15 protein-coding genes are annotated in these 18984 nt (G+C 62.7%); 9 read left to right on the forward strand and 6 right to left on the reverse strand.

What is annotated here, in order from left to right; genetic code table 11:
* Positions 1–14: 14 nt before the first annotated feature.
* The gene (locus VUN82_06875; GenBank protein ID XAS73551.1) at positions 15–533 is read right to left on the reverse strand and encodes a metallopeptidase family protein; all 519 of its coding nucleotides are present in this window, start codon (positions 531–533) and stop codon (positions 15–17) included.
* A 111-nt stretch (positions 534–644) separates the two neighbouring features.
* Between VUN82_06875 and VUN82_06880 the strand changes: the two genes are divergently transcribed.
* From VUN82_06880 to VUN82_06900, 5 genes are all read left to right on the forward strand, one after another.
* A complete protein-coding gene (locus VUN82_06880) occupies positions 645–1052 on the forward strand; it encodes a DUF3499 domain-containing protein (GenBank protein XAS73552.1) in 408 nt (135 codons plus the stop codon).
* Positions 1053–1195: 143 nt separating this feature from the next.
* Positions 1196–1414 carry a Trm112 family protein gene (locus VUN82_06885; protein XAS73553.1) on the forward strand — a complete coding sequence of 73 codons (219 nt, stop codon included), beginning with the start codon at positions 1196–1198 and terminating at the stop codon, positions 1412–1414.
* Positions 1415–1460: 46 nt separating this feature from the next.
* A complete protein-coding gene (gene ahcY / locus VUN82_06890; protein ID XAS73554.1) occupies positions 1461–2939 on the forward strand; it encodes an adenosylhomocysteinase in 1479 nt (492 codons plus the stop codon).
* Between the two features lie 146 nt (positions 2940–3085).
* Positions 3086–4306: an Ig-like domain-containing protein gene (locus VUN82_06895; GenBank protein ID XAS73555.1), complete on the forward strand. Its 1221-nt coding sequence runs from the start codon at positions 3086–3088 to the stop codon at positions 4304–4306.
* Positions 4307–4336: 30 nt separating this feature from the next.
* Positions 4337–5161, forward strand: coding sequence for a pentapeptide repeat-containing protein (locus VUN82_06900; GenBank protein XAS73556.1), 825 nt, complete (start codon positions 4337–4339; stop codon positions 5159–5161).
* A 108-nt stretch (positions 5162–5269) separates the two neighbouring features.
* Here the strand turns inward: VUN82_06900 and VUN82_06905 are convergent, their stop codons facing one another.
* Complete coding sequence (locus VUN82_06905) at positions 5270–6073, reverse strand: RDD family protein (GenBank protein ID XAS73557.1); 804 nt, start codon at positions 6071–6073, stop codon at positions 5270–5272.
* A gap of 129 nt (positions 6074–6202) precedes the next feature.
* On the opposite strand from VUN82_06905, the gene VUN82_06910 reads away from it, so the two are divergent.
* A complete protein-coding gene (locus VUN82_06910) occupies positions 6203–7198 on the forward strand; it encodes a stage II sporulation protein M (GenBank protein ID XAS73558.1) in 996 nt (331 codons plus the stop codon).
* 154 nt (positions 7199–7352) lie between these two features.
* Positions 7353–8459 carry a TIGR01906 family membrane protein gene (locus VUN82_06915; protein XAS73559.1) on the forward strand — a complete coding sequence of 369 codons (1107 nt, stop codon included), beginning with the start codon at positions 7353–7355 and terminating at the stop codon, positions 8457–8459.
* An 11-nt stretch (positions 8460–8470) separates the two neighbouring features.
* On the opposite strand, the gene VUN82_06920 is transcribed toward VUN82_06915, so the two are convergent.
* Together VUN82_06920 and VUN82_06925 are read right to left on the reverse strand one after the other, a co-directional pair.
* On the reverse strand, positions 8471–10303 hold the full coding sequence (locus VUN82_06920) for an AMP-dependent synthetase/ligase (protein ID XAS73560.1): 1833 nt from the start codon (positions 10301–10303) through the stop codon (positions 8471–8473).
* A gap of 10 nt (positions 10304–10313) precedes the next feature.
* The gene (locus VUN82_06925) at positions 10314–12149 is read right to left on the reverse strand and encodes a phospholipid carrier-dependent glycosyltransferase (protein XAS73561.1); all 1836 of its coding nucleotides are present in this window, start codon (positions 12147–12149) and stop codon (positions 10314–10316) included.
* A 163-nt stretch (positions 12150–12312) separates the two neighbouring features.
* Here VUN82_06925 and rsmI point away from each other — a divergent pair, with 163 nt between their 5' ends.
* Together rsmI and VUN82_06935 are read left to right on the forward strand one after the other, a co-directional pair.
* Positions 12313–13158: a 16S rRNA (cytidine(1402)-2'-O)-methyltransferase gene (rsmI, locus tag VUN82_06930; GenBank protein ID XAS74639.1), complete on the forward strand. Its 846-nt coding sequence runs from the start codon at positions 12313–12315 to the stop codon at positions 13156–13158.
* A gap of 160 nt (positions 13159–13318) precedes the next feature.
* A complete protein-coding gene (locus VUN82_06935; GenBank protein ID XAS73562.1) occupies positions 13319–14800 on the forward strand; it encodes an NAD-dependent succinate-semialdehyde dehydrogenase in 1482 nt (493 codons plus the stop codon).
* A 131-nt stretch (positions 14801–14931) separates the two neighbouring features.
* Here VUN82_06935 and VUN82_06940 read toward each other — a convergent pair whose 3' ends face one another.
* Together VUN82_06940 and VUN82_06945 are read right to left on the reverse strand one after the other, a co-directional pair.
* Positions 14932–17427: a DUF3488 and transglutaminase-like domain-containing protein gene (locus VUN82_06940; GenBank protein XAS73563.1), complete on the reverse strand. Its 2496-nt coding sequence runs from the start codon at positions 17425–17427 to the stop codon at positions 14932–14934.
* Positions 17424–18977, reverse strand: a complete 1554-nt coding sequence (locus tag VUN82_06945) for a DUF58 domain-containing protein (protein ID XAS73564.1) — start codon at positions 18975–18977, stop codon at positions 17424–17426. Before VUN82_06945 ends, VUN82_06940 begins: the two co-directional genes overlap by 4 nt.
* Positions 18978–18984: the final 7 nt, after the last annotated feature.

Below are 18984 nucleotides of genomic sequence, written 5' to 3' on the forward strand. Positions count from 1 at the left end.
TAGGGGTACCCACGCTACTGGTAACGACGCCGGTACACAGGATCCAGCGTCTCTGGTGGTACGCCGAGCATTTCCGCGGTGTACTCCACCACGACGTCGTGGACGAGGTCCTGCAGCTCTTCCCGTGTTCCGGCAGTCTGTTCCACCACACGGCGGTACACAGTGATCATCGGTGCTTCGCCGCGGCTGCCGGGAGTGTAGGAACCCATGGGAGCTGCCGTACCTTCGGCGACCAATTGCTCCAGGTTCGGCGGGATTTCGTCGACGGCGAAGAGCACGCCATCCAACTGCTTGCCCCACATATCCTGGAGGCGTTCGGCTGAGTCCAGCACCATGTCGTCGAAACGCTCGGCACGGGTCCGGAAGCCGGGAAGACTGGGGAGCATGAGTTCCCCACGCAGTCCTCTGCCGTGACGGTTTCTCCGGCGCCGCCGGAAACCACGGACATCCGCGCCGGTGTGTTCCTTTGCCTGATCGCCTTCGGCGTCAGTCCACCGGATTGTGAAGCCAGGAACATGTGGCTGTGACTGCATATATCGACTTTAGTCCCGAGGAACCGCCAACGCGACATCATGGCGAACAGCGCGCCGTGACCGGCGCAGACTGCAGCTTCCGGGCGGGCACGGCCAGCCAATGCGCAGAGTATGGGCCAAAGGGCGCTAATCTGGGATGTTGTGGGTGCTATTCGTCAGTGTTCAAGGTCCGCCTGCCGCCAATCCGCGGTGGCTACTTTGACGTACGTGTATGCCGAGTCCACAGCGGTCCTCGGCCCGCTGGCCACGTACGCCGAACCGCATGCGTACGATCTTTGCGCCCAGCATGCGGAATCCCTTACGGTTCCACGGGGCTGGGAAGTCCTTCGCCTGGCTATGCCAACAACACCTCCGGAGCCTGGCCCGGATGACTTGCTGGCACTCGCCAACGCCGTGCGGGAAGCCGCCTCAGCGGCAACGGACACCCCACCCCGTACCAGTCGGCCGCATGTCGAGCCGCCCGCCATGGTTGAAGGTACGCGCCGTGGCCACTTGCGGATTCTGCGCGAACCGTCCTAAGTCCGTTCTGGCTGAGCCAACAGCGGCAACCCCGGACTCAAATCGTCGTCGGCTCCTTGGGGGATGGTCGTGCGCTGTAGGCTGGAATCTGCAGATAAATCCGCCAGCGGCGCCACACCCGCGCCATCCAGGGAGCATCATTCATGCCAAAGGTCAGTCCTGAACTGTTGTCCATCCTGCGCTGCCCCGTGACGGGCTCACCGCTGGTCCAGGAGGGTGAGGAGCTTGTTTCAACGGCTGCCGCCGAGAACGGTGAAAAGGTCCGTTACGCGATCGAGGACGGCATTCCCTTGCTTCTGCCCCCGGAACTGCTTGCTGCCTCCAACGCCGCAAGTTCCGGCCAGCACCACGCCAAAGCCTGACGTACTTCCAGAACAGCAATCCGCACGGTACACCTAAAGGACTTCCATGACTTTCGACTACAAAGTGGCTGACATTTCCCTTGCCGAGGCAGGCCGCCACCAGATCCGTCTCGCCGAGCACGAAATGCCAGGGCTCATGTCCCTTCGTGCTGAGTTCGGCCCCTCGCAGCCGCTCAAGGGCGCCCGCATCGCCGGTTCGCTGCACATGACGGTCCAGACAGCCGTCCTCATTGAAACCCTCACCGCCCTGGGTGCCGAGGTCCGTTGGGCTTCGTGCAACATTTTCTCCACCCAGGACGAAGCCGCTGCCGCCGTCGTCGTCGGCAAAGGCACGCCGGAGGATCCGCAAGGCGTTCCCGTCTTCGCCTGGAAGGGCGAGACCCTCGAGGAATACTGGTGGACCGCTGAGCAGATCCTCACCTGGCCGGGAGCGGACGAAAACCCGGAGCTGGGTCCCAACATGATTCTGGACGACGGCGGTGACGCCACCTTGCTGCTGCACAAGGGCGTCGATTTCGAGGCAGCAGGTGCTGTTCCCGCAGCCACCGAGGAAGATCCTGAAGAGTACGTCCTCATCCTGGACCTCCTTCGCCGGACCCTGGCCGCGGACCCGCAGAAGTGGACGCGCGTGGCAGCCCGGATCCAGGGCGTCACGGAAGAAACCACCACTGGCGTGCACCGGCTGTACCAGCTCGCGGAACAGGGCAAGTTGCTGTTCCCGGCCATCAACGTCAACGATTCCGTCACCAAGAGCAAGTTCGACAACAAATACGGCATCCGCCACTCGCTGCCGGACGGCATCAACCGTGCAACGGACGTCCTCATGGGCGGCAAGGTTGCCGTGGTTTGTGGCTATGGTGACGTCGGTAAGGGTGCGGCAGAAGCACTGCGCGGCCAGGGTTCGCGCGTTGTAGTCACGGAGATCGACCCCATTTGTGCCTTGCAAGCGGCAATGGACGGCTACCAGGTGGCCAAGCTGGAATCTGTCCTCGCTCAGGGTGACATCTTCATCACCACCACCGGCAACAAGGACGTCATCATGGCCGAGCACATGCTGGGCATGAAGAACAAGGCCATTGTGGGCAACATCGGCCACTTCGATAACGAGATCGACATCGCCGGGCTTGCCAAGGTTCCCGGCGTAAAGAAGGTGGAGATCAAACCGCAGGTTCACGAGTGGGTCTTCGATGCCGGCTCCGACTCCGAGCGGTCAATCATCGTTCTGTCTGAAGGCAGGCTCCTGAACCTGGGCAACGCAACGGGCCACCCGTCCTTCGTGATGAGCAACTCGTTCACCAACCAGACGATCGCGCAGATTGAACTCTGGACCAAGAAGGACCAGCCGGCAGGGGAACGCGAATACCAGAAGCAGGTCTACGTCCTGCCCAAGATTTTGGACGAAAAGGTGGCACGCCTGCACCTGGATGCGCTTGGCGTGGAGTTGACGGAACTGAGCAAGGACCAGGCGGACTACCTGGACCTGGATGTTGCAGGCCCCTACAAGCCGGAGCACTACCGCTACTAAGCCAAGTTCAGTTTGCGGTGGCAGTAACCACAAACAGGTAGCCTCAAGCCCGCAGTGAAAGGCCGGACACGTGACCAGCGTGGCCGGCCTTTCGGCTAGAATTGGGTGTTCAGTATTGCTTGCCGGGGGACAGGAAGACAGGAACCATGACGGAAGTCGCCAAACGGAAAACGGGCAAGATCCTTGCCATTGCAGGGGTCTGCGCGGCCCTCGTCCTGGGCGGTATTGGCGTTGCCACCGTTCCTGGATTGCTGGCCGGTGCCACCCCGAACGGCGTGGGAACAACCCAATCCACTCCGACGCCAGAGGCTAAACCCGTGGAGTTGGGCATCACACCGCTGGACGGCGCTGTGGAATGGAATCCAGTGGTTGGCCCCCAGATCAAGGCCGTCAACGGTAAGGTCAAGGACGTAGTTTTGGCGCCAGTTGACGGCGGTACACCTGTGCAGGGGAAGACCAGCGCGGACGGCAGCACGTGGACAACCCTTGAGGTCCTGAAGTTCAAGACCCAGTACAGCTATTCCTTCACCATTGTGGACACTGCAGGTAAGGAAACCAAGAAGACGCAGACCTTCACCACGGTTTCTGCTGCCTACGAAGCCGACGCTTCCATTTATCCGCGCAACGGCACAGTTGCTGGCTCGGGCCAGCCGATCGAAATCAACTTCAGTGAACCTGTGGTTGACAAGGCCGCGATGGAAAAGCGCGTTGCCATCACTGTTTCATCGGGCCAGCCAGTCGCGTGGCATTGGTACTCGGACAAGAAGGTCCGCATTCGCCCGGAGGCATTCTGGGCGTCGGGAACCACGGTCACAGTGGATATGAAGCTCCTGGGCGTCGATTTCGGCAACAACATGATTGGAAATGGCGATGTTGTTTCCACTTTCACTACTGGGCCGCAGCGCGTGGCTGTAGTGGATGACAACACCAAGACCATGAACGTGTATTTCGACGGCCAATTGATGCACACCGCGCCCGTATCGCTTGGCGGAGAAGACTGGCTTTCGCCCACCGGCTACGCCGTGATCCTGGAGCAGGAACGCAAATCCAACTTCAACGCTGGAAGCATCGGCCTCAAACCCGGGGACAAAGGCTACTACGCTCCTATGGTCGTGGATTATGCCAACCGCCTCACCTGGTCCGGCGTCTATGTCCATCAGGCCCTGGAGTCCGCTTGGGGCGCCATTGGACGCGTGAACGTCTCCCACGGCTGCGTTGGGTTGCTGCCAGACGACGCCGCATGGTTCTTCAACAACATGAAAACCGGCGACGTCGTGCAGATCCTGAATACCGGTGCGCCAGCTGTGGAGCCCTTGGAGGGCTTCGGCGACTGGAACATCCCTTGGGCCAGCTACGCCCAGCGGTAGCCGCCATTTCCAGCCGGGGACACAATTGCTGTGACTATTCCGCCAACCCTTCGCCCGGACTGCGGCAATTGCTTCGCCCTCTGCTGCACCGCCCTTGGCTTTGCCCGCTCGGCTGATTTCGCGATCGATAAACCGGCTGCTTCGGCCTGCCCGAACATGGCCAGCGACTTTTCCTGCACCATCCATCAACGGTTGCGGCCCCGCGGATTCAGCGGATGTACCGTCTTTGACTGCTTCGGCGCAGGCCAAGTGGTTTCCCAACGCACGTTTGGGGGTACGAGTTGGATCCAGGACCCAGCGTCCAAGTCCTCGATGTTCGTTGTCTTCAAGGTGGTCAAGCAACTGCACGAAATGTTGTGGTACTTGTCCGAAGCTGAGCAACGCGCTTTCGATCCGGAGCTGGCCGCCACCGCCCGCCGGCTGTCCACAGATATTGAAACCACATCCCAAGGCGAGGCATCCGCAGTCCTGGCTGCCGACGTCGGACATTTACATGCTGAAGTGCGTGCCCTGCTGATGGAGGTCAGCGAGGAGGTGCGCGCTTCATATGGGGCTGAGGGCCGTGAAATGCCCGACGGCGGACTCCACCCGGGTGCCGACCTCATGGGCGCCAATCTGGCAAGGAGACGACTATGCGGCTCGGACCTCCGCGGTGCCTACCTGATACGGGCAAACCTGGAGCGCAGTGACTTAACCGCCGTGGACCTCCTCGGCGCGGATTTGCGAGATTCCCGTCTCCACGGCGCCAACCTCTCCAGGTCCCTCTACCTGACCCAACCGCAAATCAACGCCGCCCAAGGAAACCCCGAAACGCGCCTACCCGAAAGACTCACGACGCCGGCGCACTGGCACTAAGAAGGGCGGCGAAAGGCTGGGGGTCGGGGTCCGGCAGCGTGCGTCCAAGCGAGGAACGAGCGAGCACGCAGAGGACGGCGGCCTCCGGCCGGAAGCGCCGGCGTTGTCTCAGCCCTGTGTAAACGGCAGCTTGCGCAGCCTTTCGCCGATGGCGGCGTTGCGCTGTTCCGCTGTGCGGAGGCGGACAAGTTCGCGGTTGCGTCGCTCGCCGAGGACCGCCCCTATGTAGTCTTCGGGGATCGTTCCCGCTGGCGGTGGCGGCGCAACGTAGTTTGCCAGCTCGGAGGCCAGCGCTGCAGCCATCCTGGCGCGTGAGGATGGTGCCATGAGGTATGCCTGCTGAACGAAGGTTCCGGCCCGGCGGGCTGTGGCGTCGGGGATCCGGCCAATGTCCGCCATGGCTACCCACGGTTGGAGGTAAGGGGGAGCGCCGGGAAAGATCCTCGGCTCGGAGGGCACGCGCTGCCGCAGCGAGTATGTGCCGGCCACGACGTCGCCGAGGCGCTTGGACTTGTCGTTGAAAAGTGCCACGCCGATAGCGAGGCCACCGAAGGTCATGTAAATCTCGAGGAACCCCAACATCCCACGGATGACCGCGTGCCGGAACCTGATGGATCCGCCGTCGTCCCGGACCACGCGCAGGCCCGCGGCCAGTTTCCCCAGTGAGCGGCCGCGGGTGAGTGTCTCCACAGTGACGGGAACGATGACGAAGGAGAAGACCACACAGGCCAGGATCATGGCCCGGACCGCGGCTTCATCGAGGTCCCGGGCGGCGGAGAGGACCAGGACGATGAGGAGGATCAACATGAGGACGTTGGCAATGACGTCCAGAATGAGCCCCAGAGCGCGGGCGGCGAAGGACGCCGGGCGCAACTCCAGGACCACTGCCTCGCCTGTGATGATTGAACTCAAGTCCGCCCCCGGTGCGTAGCAATCGCGGCGGGCGCATCAAGTACCCGCATCAACGAGTCTAGCCGCGCCCATCCCGACAGACAGGGATAGGGCAGACAGGGACTGGGCAGACAGGGATAGGGTGGTGCCGTGGACATCGATGCCTTTTCGGCCGTGCATGGGAACAAATGGTCGCGGCTCACTTTTCTGGCCCATAAGCGGCGGCTCACTGGGTCTGAAGCCGACGAATTGCTGCGCCTGTACCAGACTGTCTCCGCACATCTGTCACTCATCCGCTCGGTGGCTCCCGAGACGTCCTTGTCCTCATCACTGTCTGCCGCACTTGCCCAAGCTCGAACCAGGTTCACCGGGGCACGTTCGAACTTCATGGAAGACCTCGCCCGCTTCTTTGTCATCGCCCTGCCCGCGGCGTTCTACAGACTCCGATGGCTGACGGTGTGGTGTGGGGTCTTCTTCATGCTGGTGAGTGGCGCGTACGCACTTTGGATCGGGACGTCGCCTGAGGCGCTGCGAGCTGCATTTGGCAGCGATGACAGGGTGCGTCAGTACATTGAAGACGATTTCATCGACTACTACTCGGAGAACCCGGCCGCGTCCTTTGCCGGCGCGGTGTGGACCAATAACGCCTGGATTTCCGCTCAAGCCGTTGCGTTCGGAATTACGGGATTTTGGGTGCCCATGATTCTCTTCCTCAACGCCCAAGGCGTTGGCGCGGCTGCCGGTGTGTTTGCCTCTGCGGGAAAATTGGATGTCTTCTTCAGTTACATCCTTCCCCACGGACTCATGGAACTTACCGCAGTTTTCATCGCCTGCGCAGCCGGGCTGAAAATTTTTTGGTCAATGGTCCGGCCCGGACCCAGGACGCGGATGCAGGCCGTCGCCGACGAAGGGCGTTCCCTCATCACGGTTGCCCTCGGGCTGGTCTTGGTACTTCTCATTTCGGGCGTGGTGGAAGCATTCGTGACACCAAGCCCCTTGCCGGTTTGGATGAAGATCGCGATCGGGGCACTGGTCCTGGCAGCTTATTGGACGTACACCCTGGTTCTGGGTGGACGTTCATTCCGTTCGGGCGCCACTGGCGACCTCGACAGCCATGACGCCGGCTACCGGGGGATTGCGGTCTAGGCGAACATGCCCGCACCTTACAGTTGGGTTTCGATCTTGCTCTACGCGGGGTGGCTCCTCGTCTCCGCCCAAACCCGGACTGTAGGCTCGAATTCAGACAAGAGTGCCGGCAGCATGGTTACGCCGGTGGGATGCCTACGGAAGTGAAACCGCTGTGAGTGACAAGAGCCGAAAACCACAAGATCCGGAGACGGACGTCCATGAGGACCCCGACGAGCCGGCCTTTGACTGGATGAAGCCCACCGCGCCGGGTGGTTCTTCTGCTGCTCCCTCAGGCCAGGTCCCGGTTCAGCCGGAGAGCCGCGCTGACCGGAAGGCTGCCGAGTCCGCGGACGCGGAGCCGCCGCTATTCGCTGAGACGGTGGCCGATGCGCCCACAAGTCGCCAACCCTCGCACTATTCCGAACCTTTGCCGACGTCGGCCCTTCAGGTTCGTCCGCCGGAGGACGAGGTTGCCAGGCGCAATGCAGAACGCGAGCAGGCAGCGAAGGTCAAGCCAATGGGCCCCAGGATTTTCCAGGTACTGCTCGCGGTCTTCTTCCCTGTGATCCTCCTGGTGCTGGCTGTCCGGGCAGTGACCAGCCCCCTGTTCCTCTGGGTTGAATACAACCGGCCGGGTTTCCCGGGAGACGGGTACGGGTTCAGCACGGACGATCGCATGACTTATGGCTCCTACGCTGTGGACTACTTGAGCAACTGGTCGGGGCCACGGTATTTGGGTGGCTTGGTCAACCAGGACGGCGCCAAGCTTTTCAAAGACAGCGAAGTCGCGCACATGGCGGACGTGAAGATGGTCATTCTGACATCCTTTGGTGCCGGCCTGTTGCTCATTCTTCTGAGCATCATCGCCATTGCCTACTTGCGTAAGCGCAGTGAAGGTGGCGTTCGGCGTGGGCTCTTCGCCGGCTCCATCGTCACTTTGGTCATCATCATTGGCCTTGCAGTGTTGGCAGCCCTGAGCTGGCAGCAGTTCTTCACCGAGTTCCACCGGATCTTCTTCGCCAATGGCACCTGGACCTTCTCCCTGGAAGACACGCTCATCCGTCTCTTCCCGGGACAGTTCTGGGTGGATGCCGGAATCGTCATTGGGGCGCTCGTGTTCCTGGCGGCAACGGTCACCTTCATCCTCACCTGGCCCACGCGGCGTCGCCGGGGTTTGGACTCAAAGTCAGCGGCCGAAGAAGAAGCATCCTCAACAGAGATCGACGACGACGGCGAGGCGGAAGGTCTCCGTAAGGACACCAACGACACCGTCGCATAACCACCGAGCCGCTACTTTTCGTAAAGCTTTTCCACCAACGACGAGAAGTCCTTAACCACAACGGCCCGCTTCAGCTTGAGCGAGGGCGTCAGGTGACCGGACTCGACGCTGAGATCTGCAGTGATAAAGCCAAACTTACGGATCGATTCAGCGGACGAAACCAGGGTGTTCGCTTCGTCCACGGCGGACTGAACTGCTGCACGGACGCGCTCGTCCTTCGCGGCTTCACTGGGGGAAATGGCGTTACGCTTGTTCTCGGCGCACCAGTCTGCGAGTCCTTCGGGATCCAGTGCCACCAGCGCTGCGACGAACGGCTTGCCGTCGCCCACCACCACGGCCTGTCCCACGAGCCGGTGCTCCCGCAGTTTCTCCTCAAGTGGAGCGGGAGCGACGTTCTTGCCGCCAGCGGTGACCAACAGGTCTTTCTTCCTGCCGGTGATAGTCAGGAACCCGTCGGCGTCGAGCTCGCCCAGGTCTCCTGTGCGGAAGAAGCCGTCCACGAAGGCCTCAGCGGTGGCGGCCTCATTCCGGTGATAGCCCTTGAAGACGCCGATTCCCTTGACCAACACCTCCCCATCCTGTCCCACGCGGATGGTGGTGCCGGGCAACGGTATGCCAACAGTCCCTATTCGGGACATGCTTGGCGTGTTGACGGTGCAGGGTGCAGTGGTTTCGGTCAGGCCATAGCCCTCAAGGACCGGGATTCCCGCGCCGTGGAAGAAGTGGTTCTCCCGGAGGCTAAGGGGGCTGGCTCCGGACACGGTGTAGCCGACGGCCCCGCCGAAGACCTCCCGCACCTTGGGGTAGAGGAGTTTGTTGAATGCCGAGTGCTTGAGACCAAGGAACCAGCCCGGACCGGGCCCCTGCCCGCGGGCGGCGAGGTCCACCGCCGTCGAATATTCCACGGCGGTGGCGGACGCAGCGGCGAACAGTCCGGACTTGCCTGACATGGCGGCTTTGTGTCCGGCCCCGGCGTAGACCTTTTCGAAGATCCGGGGAACTGCGAGCAGGAAGGTGGGTTTGAAAGCTCCCAGGTCCGCCATGAGACCGTTGGCACCTGGGCTGTGCCCCAAGGTGACGCCTGCGGTGAGGCAGACCACCTGGACTGCCCTCGCCAGGACATGTGCCAGCGGTAGGAACATCAGCGTTCGCGCGCCGTGCTGCATCAACAGTTCGGGAAGGAACGGGATCACGTTCCGGGCAACCAACACGAAGTTGCCATGGGTGATTTCGCAGCCCTTGGGTTTGCCGGTTGTGCCGGAGGTGTAGACGATCGAGGCGACATCGGACAGGTTGGCGGCGCTGCGCTGGCGCTCAAGTTCGGCATCCATAATGCCAATTCCGACGGCGGCGAGGCTGGTCAGGTTGGGGGCCTCGCCGTCGTGCTCCATACGGATGATCGTCACGGGGTCCTCACCCAAGGCTGTCGACTTCTCAACCAGGCCGCGAAGAAGGTCTGCCTTGGAGGTGTCCTCCACAAAGATGCGCCGGGCGCCGGAATCGGCAAGGATCCACTCGATCTGGCTTGCCGAAGACGTTTCATAGATGGGCACGGTAACTCCGCCAGCCATCCAGATGGCGAAGTCCACCAAGGTCCATTCGAAACTTGAACGGGACAGCACAGCTACAGGATCGCCGGGGTTGACGCCTCCTGCGATGAGGCCCTTGGCCAGGGCCTGCACGTCCGCGAGGAAGCGCGCAGCGGGAACGTTCAGCCAGCCATTGGCTGTCTTATGGGCGTACAGGTTGCCGAACGGGTCCTTGGCGCATCGTTCCAGAAGGAGGTCGGTCACGTTGGTATTCTCGTCGGCCTCGACCAGAAGCTCCGTGCTTGCCTCCCTCACGATCTTCCTCCTAGATCCACGATGGCATCCACATTCTCATCCGCCATTCCTGGTAGCTGATGACTTCGGCGGTCAGCACAGGATAGAAAAAAGCTGTGGCCAGTACGGCCAACACCACAATCAAGCCCACGACGTAAAGTCCGGATCTCCGCCGCCAGGGAGGATCGCTGCTGCGACCCAACACCAGCCCCAGAACGTACGTCAGGGCCAGCACCAGGAACGGTTCAAAGGAAACTGCGTAGAAAATGAACATCGTGCGTTCCGGGTACATGAACCACGGCAGGTATCCGGCCGCGACTCCAGCCAGGATGGCCCCGGCCCGCCAATCCCGCCTGCCGGCCCACCAGAAGAGCAGGATCACCAGGGCTATGGTGCCGCCCCACCACACAATGGGGTTGCCTACGGGCAGGATGGCCGAGGAACAGGTCTCGGCAAGGCAGCCCGCAGTTCCCTGCTTCGGCGATTGGTAATAGAACGAGGTTGGCCTGCCCATGACCAGCCAGGTCCAGGGGCTGGACTCGTAGGGGTGGTCGGCACTGAGGCCCTGATGGAACTTGTAGGCCTCAAGGTGGTAATGCGCCAGAGAACGCACGGAATTGGGCAGCCAATCCCACCCGGGCGCGGGATTGGTGGCCGCCCACTGGCGGTAGTAGGCATCCTTGGAGAGGAACCAGCCGGTCCACGTGGCCACGTAGGTGGCTGCCGCAATCGGGACAATGGTCAGGAAAGCCGGCAGGCCATCCTTCATGAGCGCTGCACTGGGCCAGCTGCGGATCCCGGCGATGCGGCGGGCGCTCATGTCCCAGAAGACAGTCAACAGGCCGAAAGCCGCGACGAAAAACAGCGCAGACCATTTGGTGCCTACGGCCAGGCCGAGGCAAATGCCAGCAACAAGTCGCCACCATCGCATGCCCAGCCAGGGGCCGGCCAACAGCTGCGCTGCGGAAGGCCTGCCATCGGGCGAAGCAGCCGCCCGGGCGGCGAGCCTGGACGCAAGGCGACGCCGGCCGTCGTCGCGGTCCAACAACAGCGCGCCAAAGGCGGCAAGGATCCAGAACGCGAGGAAGATGTCCAGCAGGGAGGTTCGCGACAACACCAGATGGTGGCCGTCAACGGCGAGCAGCAAGCCGGCCACCGCGCCAAGGGTGTGGGAACGGAAGAGCTTCAGCGCGATGAGCGAGAGCAGGAAGACCGTGAGCGTCCCGGTCAAGGCGGCACCGAAACGCCAGCCGAACGGATTGTCAGCCCCAAACAACCACATACCAAAGGCGATCATCCATTTCCCGACCGGAGGATGAACTACGTACTCCGGGGTGTTGAGCAGGATGTCAGGATGGCCGGCGTTGAAGGAATCGTTGGCATTGGCCGGCCAGCTGCGTTCGTATCCGCTGACGAGGTACGAATAGGCGTCCTTGACGTAATACGTTTCGTCGAACACCAGGCTGTGTGGGACCTCAAGACGGAAGAAACGCAGGATTCCGCCGACAACAGCCGTGATGGTGGGAATCAACCAGAACCATAAACGCAACGACGGCGGGTAGTCCCGCCAGGTTTGGATCACCCCGATCAACCGCGACTTCAGGGCGTCTTCTGTATAGGCCGTGGTGGGGCTGGCGATCCAGGGGTGGCCTGCCAGCCGGCGTCCCAGAGCCGGTCTGGTGTTCCTGCTGCGGTCGCTAGCAGCGTGCTGTCCGGAAGGAGGGCGCCAGGACTTGCTCGTCTTGGTCATTGTTGTCCTGGTGGTCTCTTCCGCGCCGTTGGTTGCCGCCACGTCCGTGGCTCCGGAACGTAACGCCGAGGCTGCGGGGGTTCCGGAATCGGTGGTGGGAACGGGGGACTGGCTCACCCGCCCATGCTACCTTTCCATTCTTACTGCGGCGTTGAGGTGCGCGCGGCATTAGGCTTGGCAGGTGGAAGAACAGCGCAGCATCCCGGACGAAGCCCCCTTTGACGATGCATCGGCGGTTGATGAACCGGCGGTTGATGAACCGGACGCCGGTGCCGCCGCGATCCCAACGGCAGCGAGTGGCAGGATTGTGCTTGCTGCTACTCCAATAGGCAACGTGGGCGATGCATCGTCCCGCTTGATTGAGCTCCTGGCGACCTCGGACATCGTTGCCGCGGAGGACACCCGCCGCCTGCATCGGCTGGTCCAGGCCTTGGGCGTGGAGGTGTCCGGGCGCGTCATCAGCTATCACGAACACAATGAGGTAGCCAAGACCGGTGAGCTGCTGGACTACGTGCGGGCCGGCAAAACCATCCTGATGGTCAGCGACGCCGGAATGCCGGCCGTCTCGGACCCCGGCTTCCGCTTGGTGGAAGGCGCTGTAGCGGCTGGCCTGACTGTCACTGCCGTTCCGGGACCTTCCGCCGTGCTGACAGCCCTTGCACTATCCGGGCTGCCCACAGACCGCTTTTGCTTCGAGGGCTTCCTGCCACGGAAGTCGGGGGAGCGGAATTCCCGTCTGGCAGACTTGGCTGACGAGCGCCGCACCATGGTCTTCTTCGAGGCACCGCACCGGCTCGAAGTGATGCTTCGGGCACTGCACGAGCGCTTCGGGGCAGAACGGCGGGTTGCTGTTTGCCGTGAACTGACCAAAACCTATGAGGAAGTGATCCGCGGAACGCTGCGCGAGCTCCTGGAATGGGCGGAAAATAACGACGTTCGCGGTGAAATTGCCGTGGTTGTGGGTGGTGCTCCCGAGCAGGCCCCCAGCAAACCCGAAGACCATGTGGCTGCCGTGAACGAGCTGATCTCCCAGGGAATCCGGCTGAAGGAAGCCGTTGCCGCCGTGGCGGATGATGCCCGTGTCAGTAAGCGGGAGCTGTATTCCGCGGTGCTTGCAGCCCGCTGACCCTCCCTGTGCAGATGCACAATTTGGCGAGCGTATGGCAGTGCGTGAAGGCGTAGACACTGCTTCTTGCATGGCAGTAGCGTGGCAGTAATTCAAGCCAATTCTGGCAAGGAACCCTAGTGGTGCAACCCTCCAATGCACCCAAGACGAAGGAGTCGCCATGACTGTCACGGTTGAACGCGAAAGCGAACTGCTGGCTTCCGTCCCCACCGGCCTGCTGATCAACGGTCAGTGGCGCCCGGCGGGATCCGGAAAGACCTTTGATGTTGAGGACCCGGCTACGGGCAAGGTCCTGCTCAGCATCTCCGACGCCGGTGCTGAAGACGGTGCCGCGGCGCTCGACGCCGCCGCTGCCGCCCAGGCTGACTGGGCACGCACTGCGCCCCGTGAACGTGGCGAGATCCTGCGCCGTGCCTTCGAACTGGTCACCGAGCGCGCCGAGGACTTCGCCCTGCTCATGACCCTCGAAATGGGCAAGCCGCTGGCAGAAGCCCGCGGCGAGGTCACGTACGGTGCCGAGTTCCTGCGCTGGTTCTCCGAAGAAGCCGTCCGTGTTTCGGGCCGCTATTCTGCTGCACCGGACGGCAAGAACCGCCTGCTCGTGCAGAAGAAGCCGGTTGGGCCCTGCCTGCTCATCACGCCGTGGAACTTCCCGCTGGCAATGGCAACCCGCAAGGTAGCCCCCGCCGTCGCCGCTGGCTGCACCATGGTGCTCAAGCCGGCAAACCTTACCCCGCTGACCAGCCTGCTCTTCGCCCAGGTCATGCAGGAAGCCGGACTTCCCGCAGGTGTCCTGAACGTCATCCAGACCTCAACTGCCGGTGCTGTCACGGGCCCGTTGATCAAGGATGACCGTCTCCGCAAGATCTCCTTCACGGGCTCCACGCCGGTAGGCCAGGCCCTGATTCGCGAAGCCGCTGACAAGGTCCTGCGCACGTCCATGGAACTGGGCGGCAACGCACCATTCGTCGTCTTCGAGGACGCCGACCTGGACAAGGCCGTTGAAGGCGCCATCGCAGCCAAGATGCGCAATATGGGCGAGGCCTGCACTGCAGCAAACCGCTTCATCGTGCACGAGTCCATCGCTGACTCCTTTGCCGAGAAGTTCGCCGCGAAGATCGGCTCCCTCACCACGGCGCGCGGTACTGACCCGGAGTCCAAGGTTGGTCCGCTGATCGACGGCAAGGCCCGCGATGGTGTTCACGCCCTCGTCACCGAAGCTGTAGCAGGAGGTGCCACAGCAGTGACCGGTGGCGCCGCCGTCGACGGTCCCGGCTACTTCTACCAACCCACTGTGCTGAAGAACGTCGCCGCCGACTCCCGTATCCTCCAGGAAGAAATCTTCGGACCTGTGGCCCCGATCGTCACGTTCTCCACCGAAGACGACGCCATCCGCCTGGCCAACAACACCGAATACGGCCTGGTTGCCTACGTCTTCACGAAGGACCTCAACCGTGGCCTCCGCGTCAGCGAAAAGCTCGAGACCGGCATGCTCGGCCTCAACGCCGGTGTCATCTCCAACGCCGCTGCACCGTTCGGTGGCGTCAAGCAGTCCGGCCTGGGCCGCGAAGGCGGCTCCGAAGGCATCGAAGAGTACCTCTACACCCAGTACGTAGGTATCGCTGACCCTTACGCCGACTAGGTCCCTGGGTCCCGTCCACCGCTCTCGCAACAAGAACGGTAGAGACAAGCAAAGGGCTCGACGCCGGAACCATAAGTTCCGGAGTCGGGCCCTTTGCTGTTCGCGGGCGAGCCGTTGTGGTGTTTGCGGTCTTAGCGGCGTTGCGGAAGAAGTCCCTTGACTGCGCGGCCGGATCTGGCAATCCCTCGCCCCGTCCGCCGGAACAGGGACCCCACAGCGCGGAAGGGGGCGCCGAGTGCGTGGAACCAGCGGCGCATGAGCGACGGCGGCAGCCAGTTGGCGCGGAAGCGAACCAGCCAGCTGGTATTGTTCCGCAACGATTCACGCACGACGGCGATCCTGGCCGCCGCCGGCGAGGCGGCCTCCATCGGGCGACCATAACGTTGCCGTTCGAAGTCCGCGGTGAGTGAAGCGACGGCGGCATGAGCGGCGTCGTCGAGACCTCCGGCCTCACCCAGAATGGAACTTGAACGGAGCCGTGCGGAAAAGTGCCTTGGCGTCTCGCTGGGCGTGGACGGCACCCCATAATCCGTGGCGAGGTCCTGCAACTCTGCCCATGCGAGGGCAGCGGAATCATGGTGACCCCGTGATGCCCGATCCGCTGGTTCCTTGGGATTTAGCCGGCGGCGTCGCAAGATTACCCTGCTCAGCCTCGGCGAGCCAAGGAAAGCCGCGAGCAACAGCACTGACGAAATCGTGGCAATAACCGTTGGCAGGGGGTCACTTGGAGCAGAGCCGGCAGTTTGCGCGTCGCCTCCCGGCAGCGGAACAGTGGTCGGAGGAGGCGTCACTGCGGTGCCTGGAACGTCCTTCTCGTCAGCATTGGTGCTCAGGCCGCCCGGGACTGAGGACTCGGTGGCATACTCCGGAACAACGCCGCGCGATGGGGTCGGCTCAAAGGGTACCCACCCGAGTCCTTCAAAATAGAGCTCGGGCCATGCATGGGCGTCACGGGCGTCTACCTCATACTCCGGGAACGATCCCTGACCTACCAAGGCGACAGTTTCGCCCGTAAGCCGGCCGGGGGCGTATCCCACTGCGATGCGGCTGGGGATGCCCTCCACTCGGGCCATGACCGCCATGGCGGAGGCGAAGTGGACGCAATAGCCGCTCTTGACCGCCAGGAAGTCCGCCAGCACCGACAGCCCGTTGCCGTCATAGCCGTTTTGGACCGGAGCCTGAAGGGAGTACGTGAATTCACTGGAGCGCAAGTATTTCTGGATGGCCAGCGCCTTGGCGTAGTTGTTGCCTGCTGAAGACGTCACTTGCTCCGCAGTCTGGCGCACAATGCTTGGCAGGTTCCCTGGAACGCGGAGGAAATCCTCCGAAATGGACTTTGGCTTACCCGTGGCCTGGGACAGTGCCTGTGCCGTGATCTTGGGTGCGGCCGAGAAGACCACATACCGTTGTGCCAGTGTGCTGGTCTCGGTGCTCATGATGCTCAGGGTGGCTGGATCCCAGGTCCAACGGCCGTTCAGCCCGTTAACGGAGACGGGGGCGAACGGTGCCGGTAAGTAAGGGCTGGTGAACAAACCCGCGTTGATGGACGTTACCGCATTCACGACTTCTCCCTGGATGGAGTAGCCCGGCTCTATCCGGTCCACCCCGCTCCGCCTTGACGCGGAGCGGTCATCGGGAGCCCAGGTTTCGCCGTCGAAGTGGTCAATGGTGACGGACCTCAGGTAAGTGGCGGCGCTGGAACTAGTGGAGTACGTGATGCGTCCTGCCCCCGTGGGACTCCGCAGGCTGTTACCCAGGGTGATCATCGGATTCAGGCCATTCGAGGTACCCCAGGGGCTCAGCCGCGAACCTTGCGGGAAGGTGCCGGTTTCAAACCCTGGAATGGCCAATGGAACAACCAACGCCAAACCCAGTGCCAGTGCGCCCGTCACCAGGGAGCGCCTGATCTGGCCGGAACTTCGTGGTGCTCCGGACTGCAGCCTCGCATCAGGCGCGAACCAATGGCTGCAACCAAGAATGAGCAGATATCCCACGGTGGCCCCAACGAATCCTGCGACACCTACGCTTTGCGGCTTGATGGTTGCCGGAACCACCATGACGGCGAGGAGGCCGATTCCACTGGCCGCCGGCATCGATAGCGGCACGGCCAGAGCGTCAATCAGGATCACCAGCAGTCCCAGGCAGGCGCAGGTGACGAAGACAATCCCAGCGTTGGGTGCCACTGGAGCGCTCTCCGACACAACAGTCTCTGCGGCGCGCTTGATGAGCCGGCCTACCGCGGTAAACGTCCCGGTGGTGGGGACAAAGCCCAGGAAGCTGTCCTGCCGGCAGAAAGTGAAACTGAGTATCCCGGCCAACGCGGCCAAGGAGCCCAACGTGGTAAGCAGAGGCTGGATCCGGAGGGTCCGGAGGATGGCCAGCGTCAGGGCCACAGCCACAACCGTGGTGATCAGGGGCATGAACCAGGCCCAACCCCTGAACACTCCATTCAGTGATAGAGCCGCACCGAGAACGGCCACGGCCACCGAACCGGCCATGATCCACGGGTAGAGGCCGGGCGGCTGGGCCCGCTGTGGGGGAGGAGTGGGGGCGTCTCCGCCGGCCCCCTGTTGCGGTAGGCCTCGCGGGTACGTTGCGGGGGACCCACGATGGGACGTGGCGGTCATCGTGGCACCGCCGCTCCGCGCCGTACGTCCATTGCCGCACTGGCGGCTAGGACTATTCCGCCTTCGTCGAAGCCGGACCAGGCTGCCGTCAGTGGTGTCTTGGACGTGACGGAGACAGCTTTCCAGCCGCCTTGCCTCAAGGTTTCCAGGACATCGTCCTTGTTGCGGGAGTCATGGTTGCGGGAGTCCGGGTTGCGGGACTCGTTATTGCTTTGAGGGTCCGTAACTACTATCGCGAAGGCGTTGGCGCCATAGCCGGCCGCTGGAGCAAGGGCCTTGGCCTCGGCCAGGGTCAGGTTGCCAAGCAAGGCAAGGAGCGGGCCGCGCAAACGATGTGCGGCGAGCTTGTCCATCAGGCGGTCGTCGAAGACGGAATCAACGTTTTCCTGGCCCGGTACCTCCGATGCCCCATTTAGACGGTGAACCGTAGAACCAGAGGGTTCAGGGGAGCGCTGTTCATGCTCCGGACTACTTTCTCCCGTGCGGTGGTGTTCAGCCCTGTGGTGGTCAACCCAGTGGTGTTTTGGTCCGCTCAATTCAATGGCGGCCAAGCCTTCGGCAATGGCATGAAGGCCGGCGACGCCACTGAACTCTTCCACGCCCGGGTCCGGTGCCGACGGCGAGCGAATGAAGGCCGGGCTACCGAAGGCGTCCAGGACGCGCAGCGAGTAGTTCCGTTCGGCCAAGTGCGCGCTGATGGACATCGCCGCTGTTACAACCCACTCAAAATTCGGGCTGGTCACGAGGTCGGAGTCGTCGTCGTGCGAGCTGAAAACCGAGCTACTGCCGGAGGCGAAGGCCGCGAAACGTTGGTCAAGGATGATGGTGGCTTCCGGAGTGGTGACCGATTCCTCCTGGCGGACCATGAGCTGTCCGTGCCGCGCCGTGGCGGGCCAGTGGACGCGGCGCATGGGATCCCCATGCCGGTATTCGCGCGTCATGATGTCGTCGTCGCTGGGGTTCGCCCTGATACGGGTGGCCGTTACGCCATCGTTCCCACGCGCCCCGGCGAGTCCCGTTACGGGAAGTTCGACGGCGGCCGGCGTCACGGTGAGGAGGTCGCCGTCGTCGATGGCATGACGCCGCAACGACAAGCCGAAGGGGTCGCTGAACTCGGCAGTAACAGGACCTATACGGAACTGTCCCCGCTTGCCGGACCGCAGATGGTATTCGTAGCGGCTGGTGCCGCCTGTTGCAGTCCGCGCCGGGAAGCGGAAAGCCGGCGGATCGCCGAACCGTGGAGGCAATTGTTCCTCCATGATCACGTGGCCTGTGGAGAACGTGGACCTGGCAACAGCCAGGCGAACGGTGGTGGCGGTGGACGTTTCCACGGTGGAGGGATTGAATTCCCGGTACACCTGGAACTTGGGTTTCAACACCCGCACACCGGCCAGGGCAACCAAGGGAAGGATCAACAAAAATACGGCCAGAGTCAGGAGATCACGCCTGCCCATGATGTACGCACATACAAGCGAGAGGACCCCGGCGGCGAGCAATCCCCATCCGCGGCTGGTGAACAAATGCTTGGGGAGCCGATCCACGAGTGCCATGCCCGCT

The sequence above is a fragment of the Micrococcaceae bacterium Sec5.1 genome, assembly GCA_039636795.1.
Lineage (GTDB): Bacteria > Actinomycetota > Actinomycetes > Actinomycetales > Micrococcaceae > Arthrobacter.

Bases quoted from the DNA above. Each gene is read 5' to 3' on its own strand.
- VUN82_06875 (XAS73551.1), bottom strand. From the start codon at position 533: ATGCAGTCACAGCCACATGTTCCTGGCTTCACAATCCGGTGGACTGAC.
- VUN82_06880 (XAS73552.1), top strand. From the start codon at position 645: ATGGGCCAAAGGGCGCTAATCTGGGATGTTGTGGGTGCTATTCGTCAG.
- VUN82_06885 (XAS73553.1), top strand. From the start codon at position 1,196: ATGCCAAAGGTCAGTCCTGAACTGTTGTCCATCCTGCGCTGCCCCGTG.
- ahcY (XAS73554.1), top strand. From the start codon at position 1,461: ATGACTTTCGACTACAAAGTGGCTGACATTTCCCTTGCCGAGGCAGGC.
- VUN82_06895 (XAS73555.1), top strand. From the start codon at position 3,086: ATGACGGAAGTCGCCAAACGGAAAACGGGCAAGATCCTTGCCATTGCA.
- VUN82_06935 (XAS73562.1), top strand. From the start codon at position 13,319: ATGACTGTCACGGTTGAACGCGAAAGCGAACTGCTGGCTTCCGTCCCC.
- VUN82_06940 (XAS73563.1), bottom strand. From the start codon at position 17,427: ATGACCGCCACGTCCCATCGTGGGTCCCCCGCAACGTACCCGCGAGGC.
- VUN82_06945 (XAS73564.1), bottom strand. From the start codon at position 18,977: ATGGCACTCGTGGATCGGCTCCCCAAGCATTTGTTCACCAGCCGCGGA.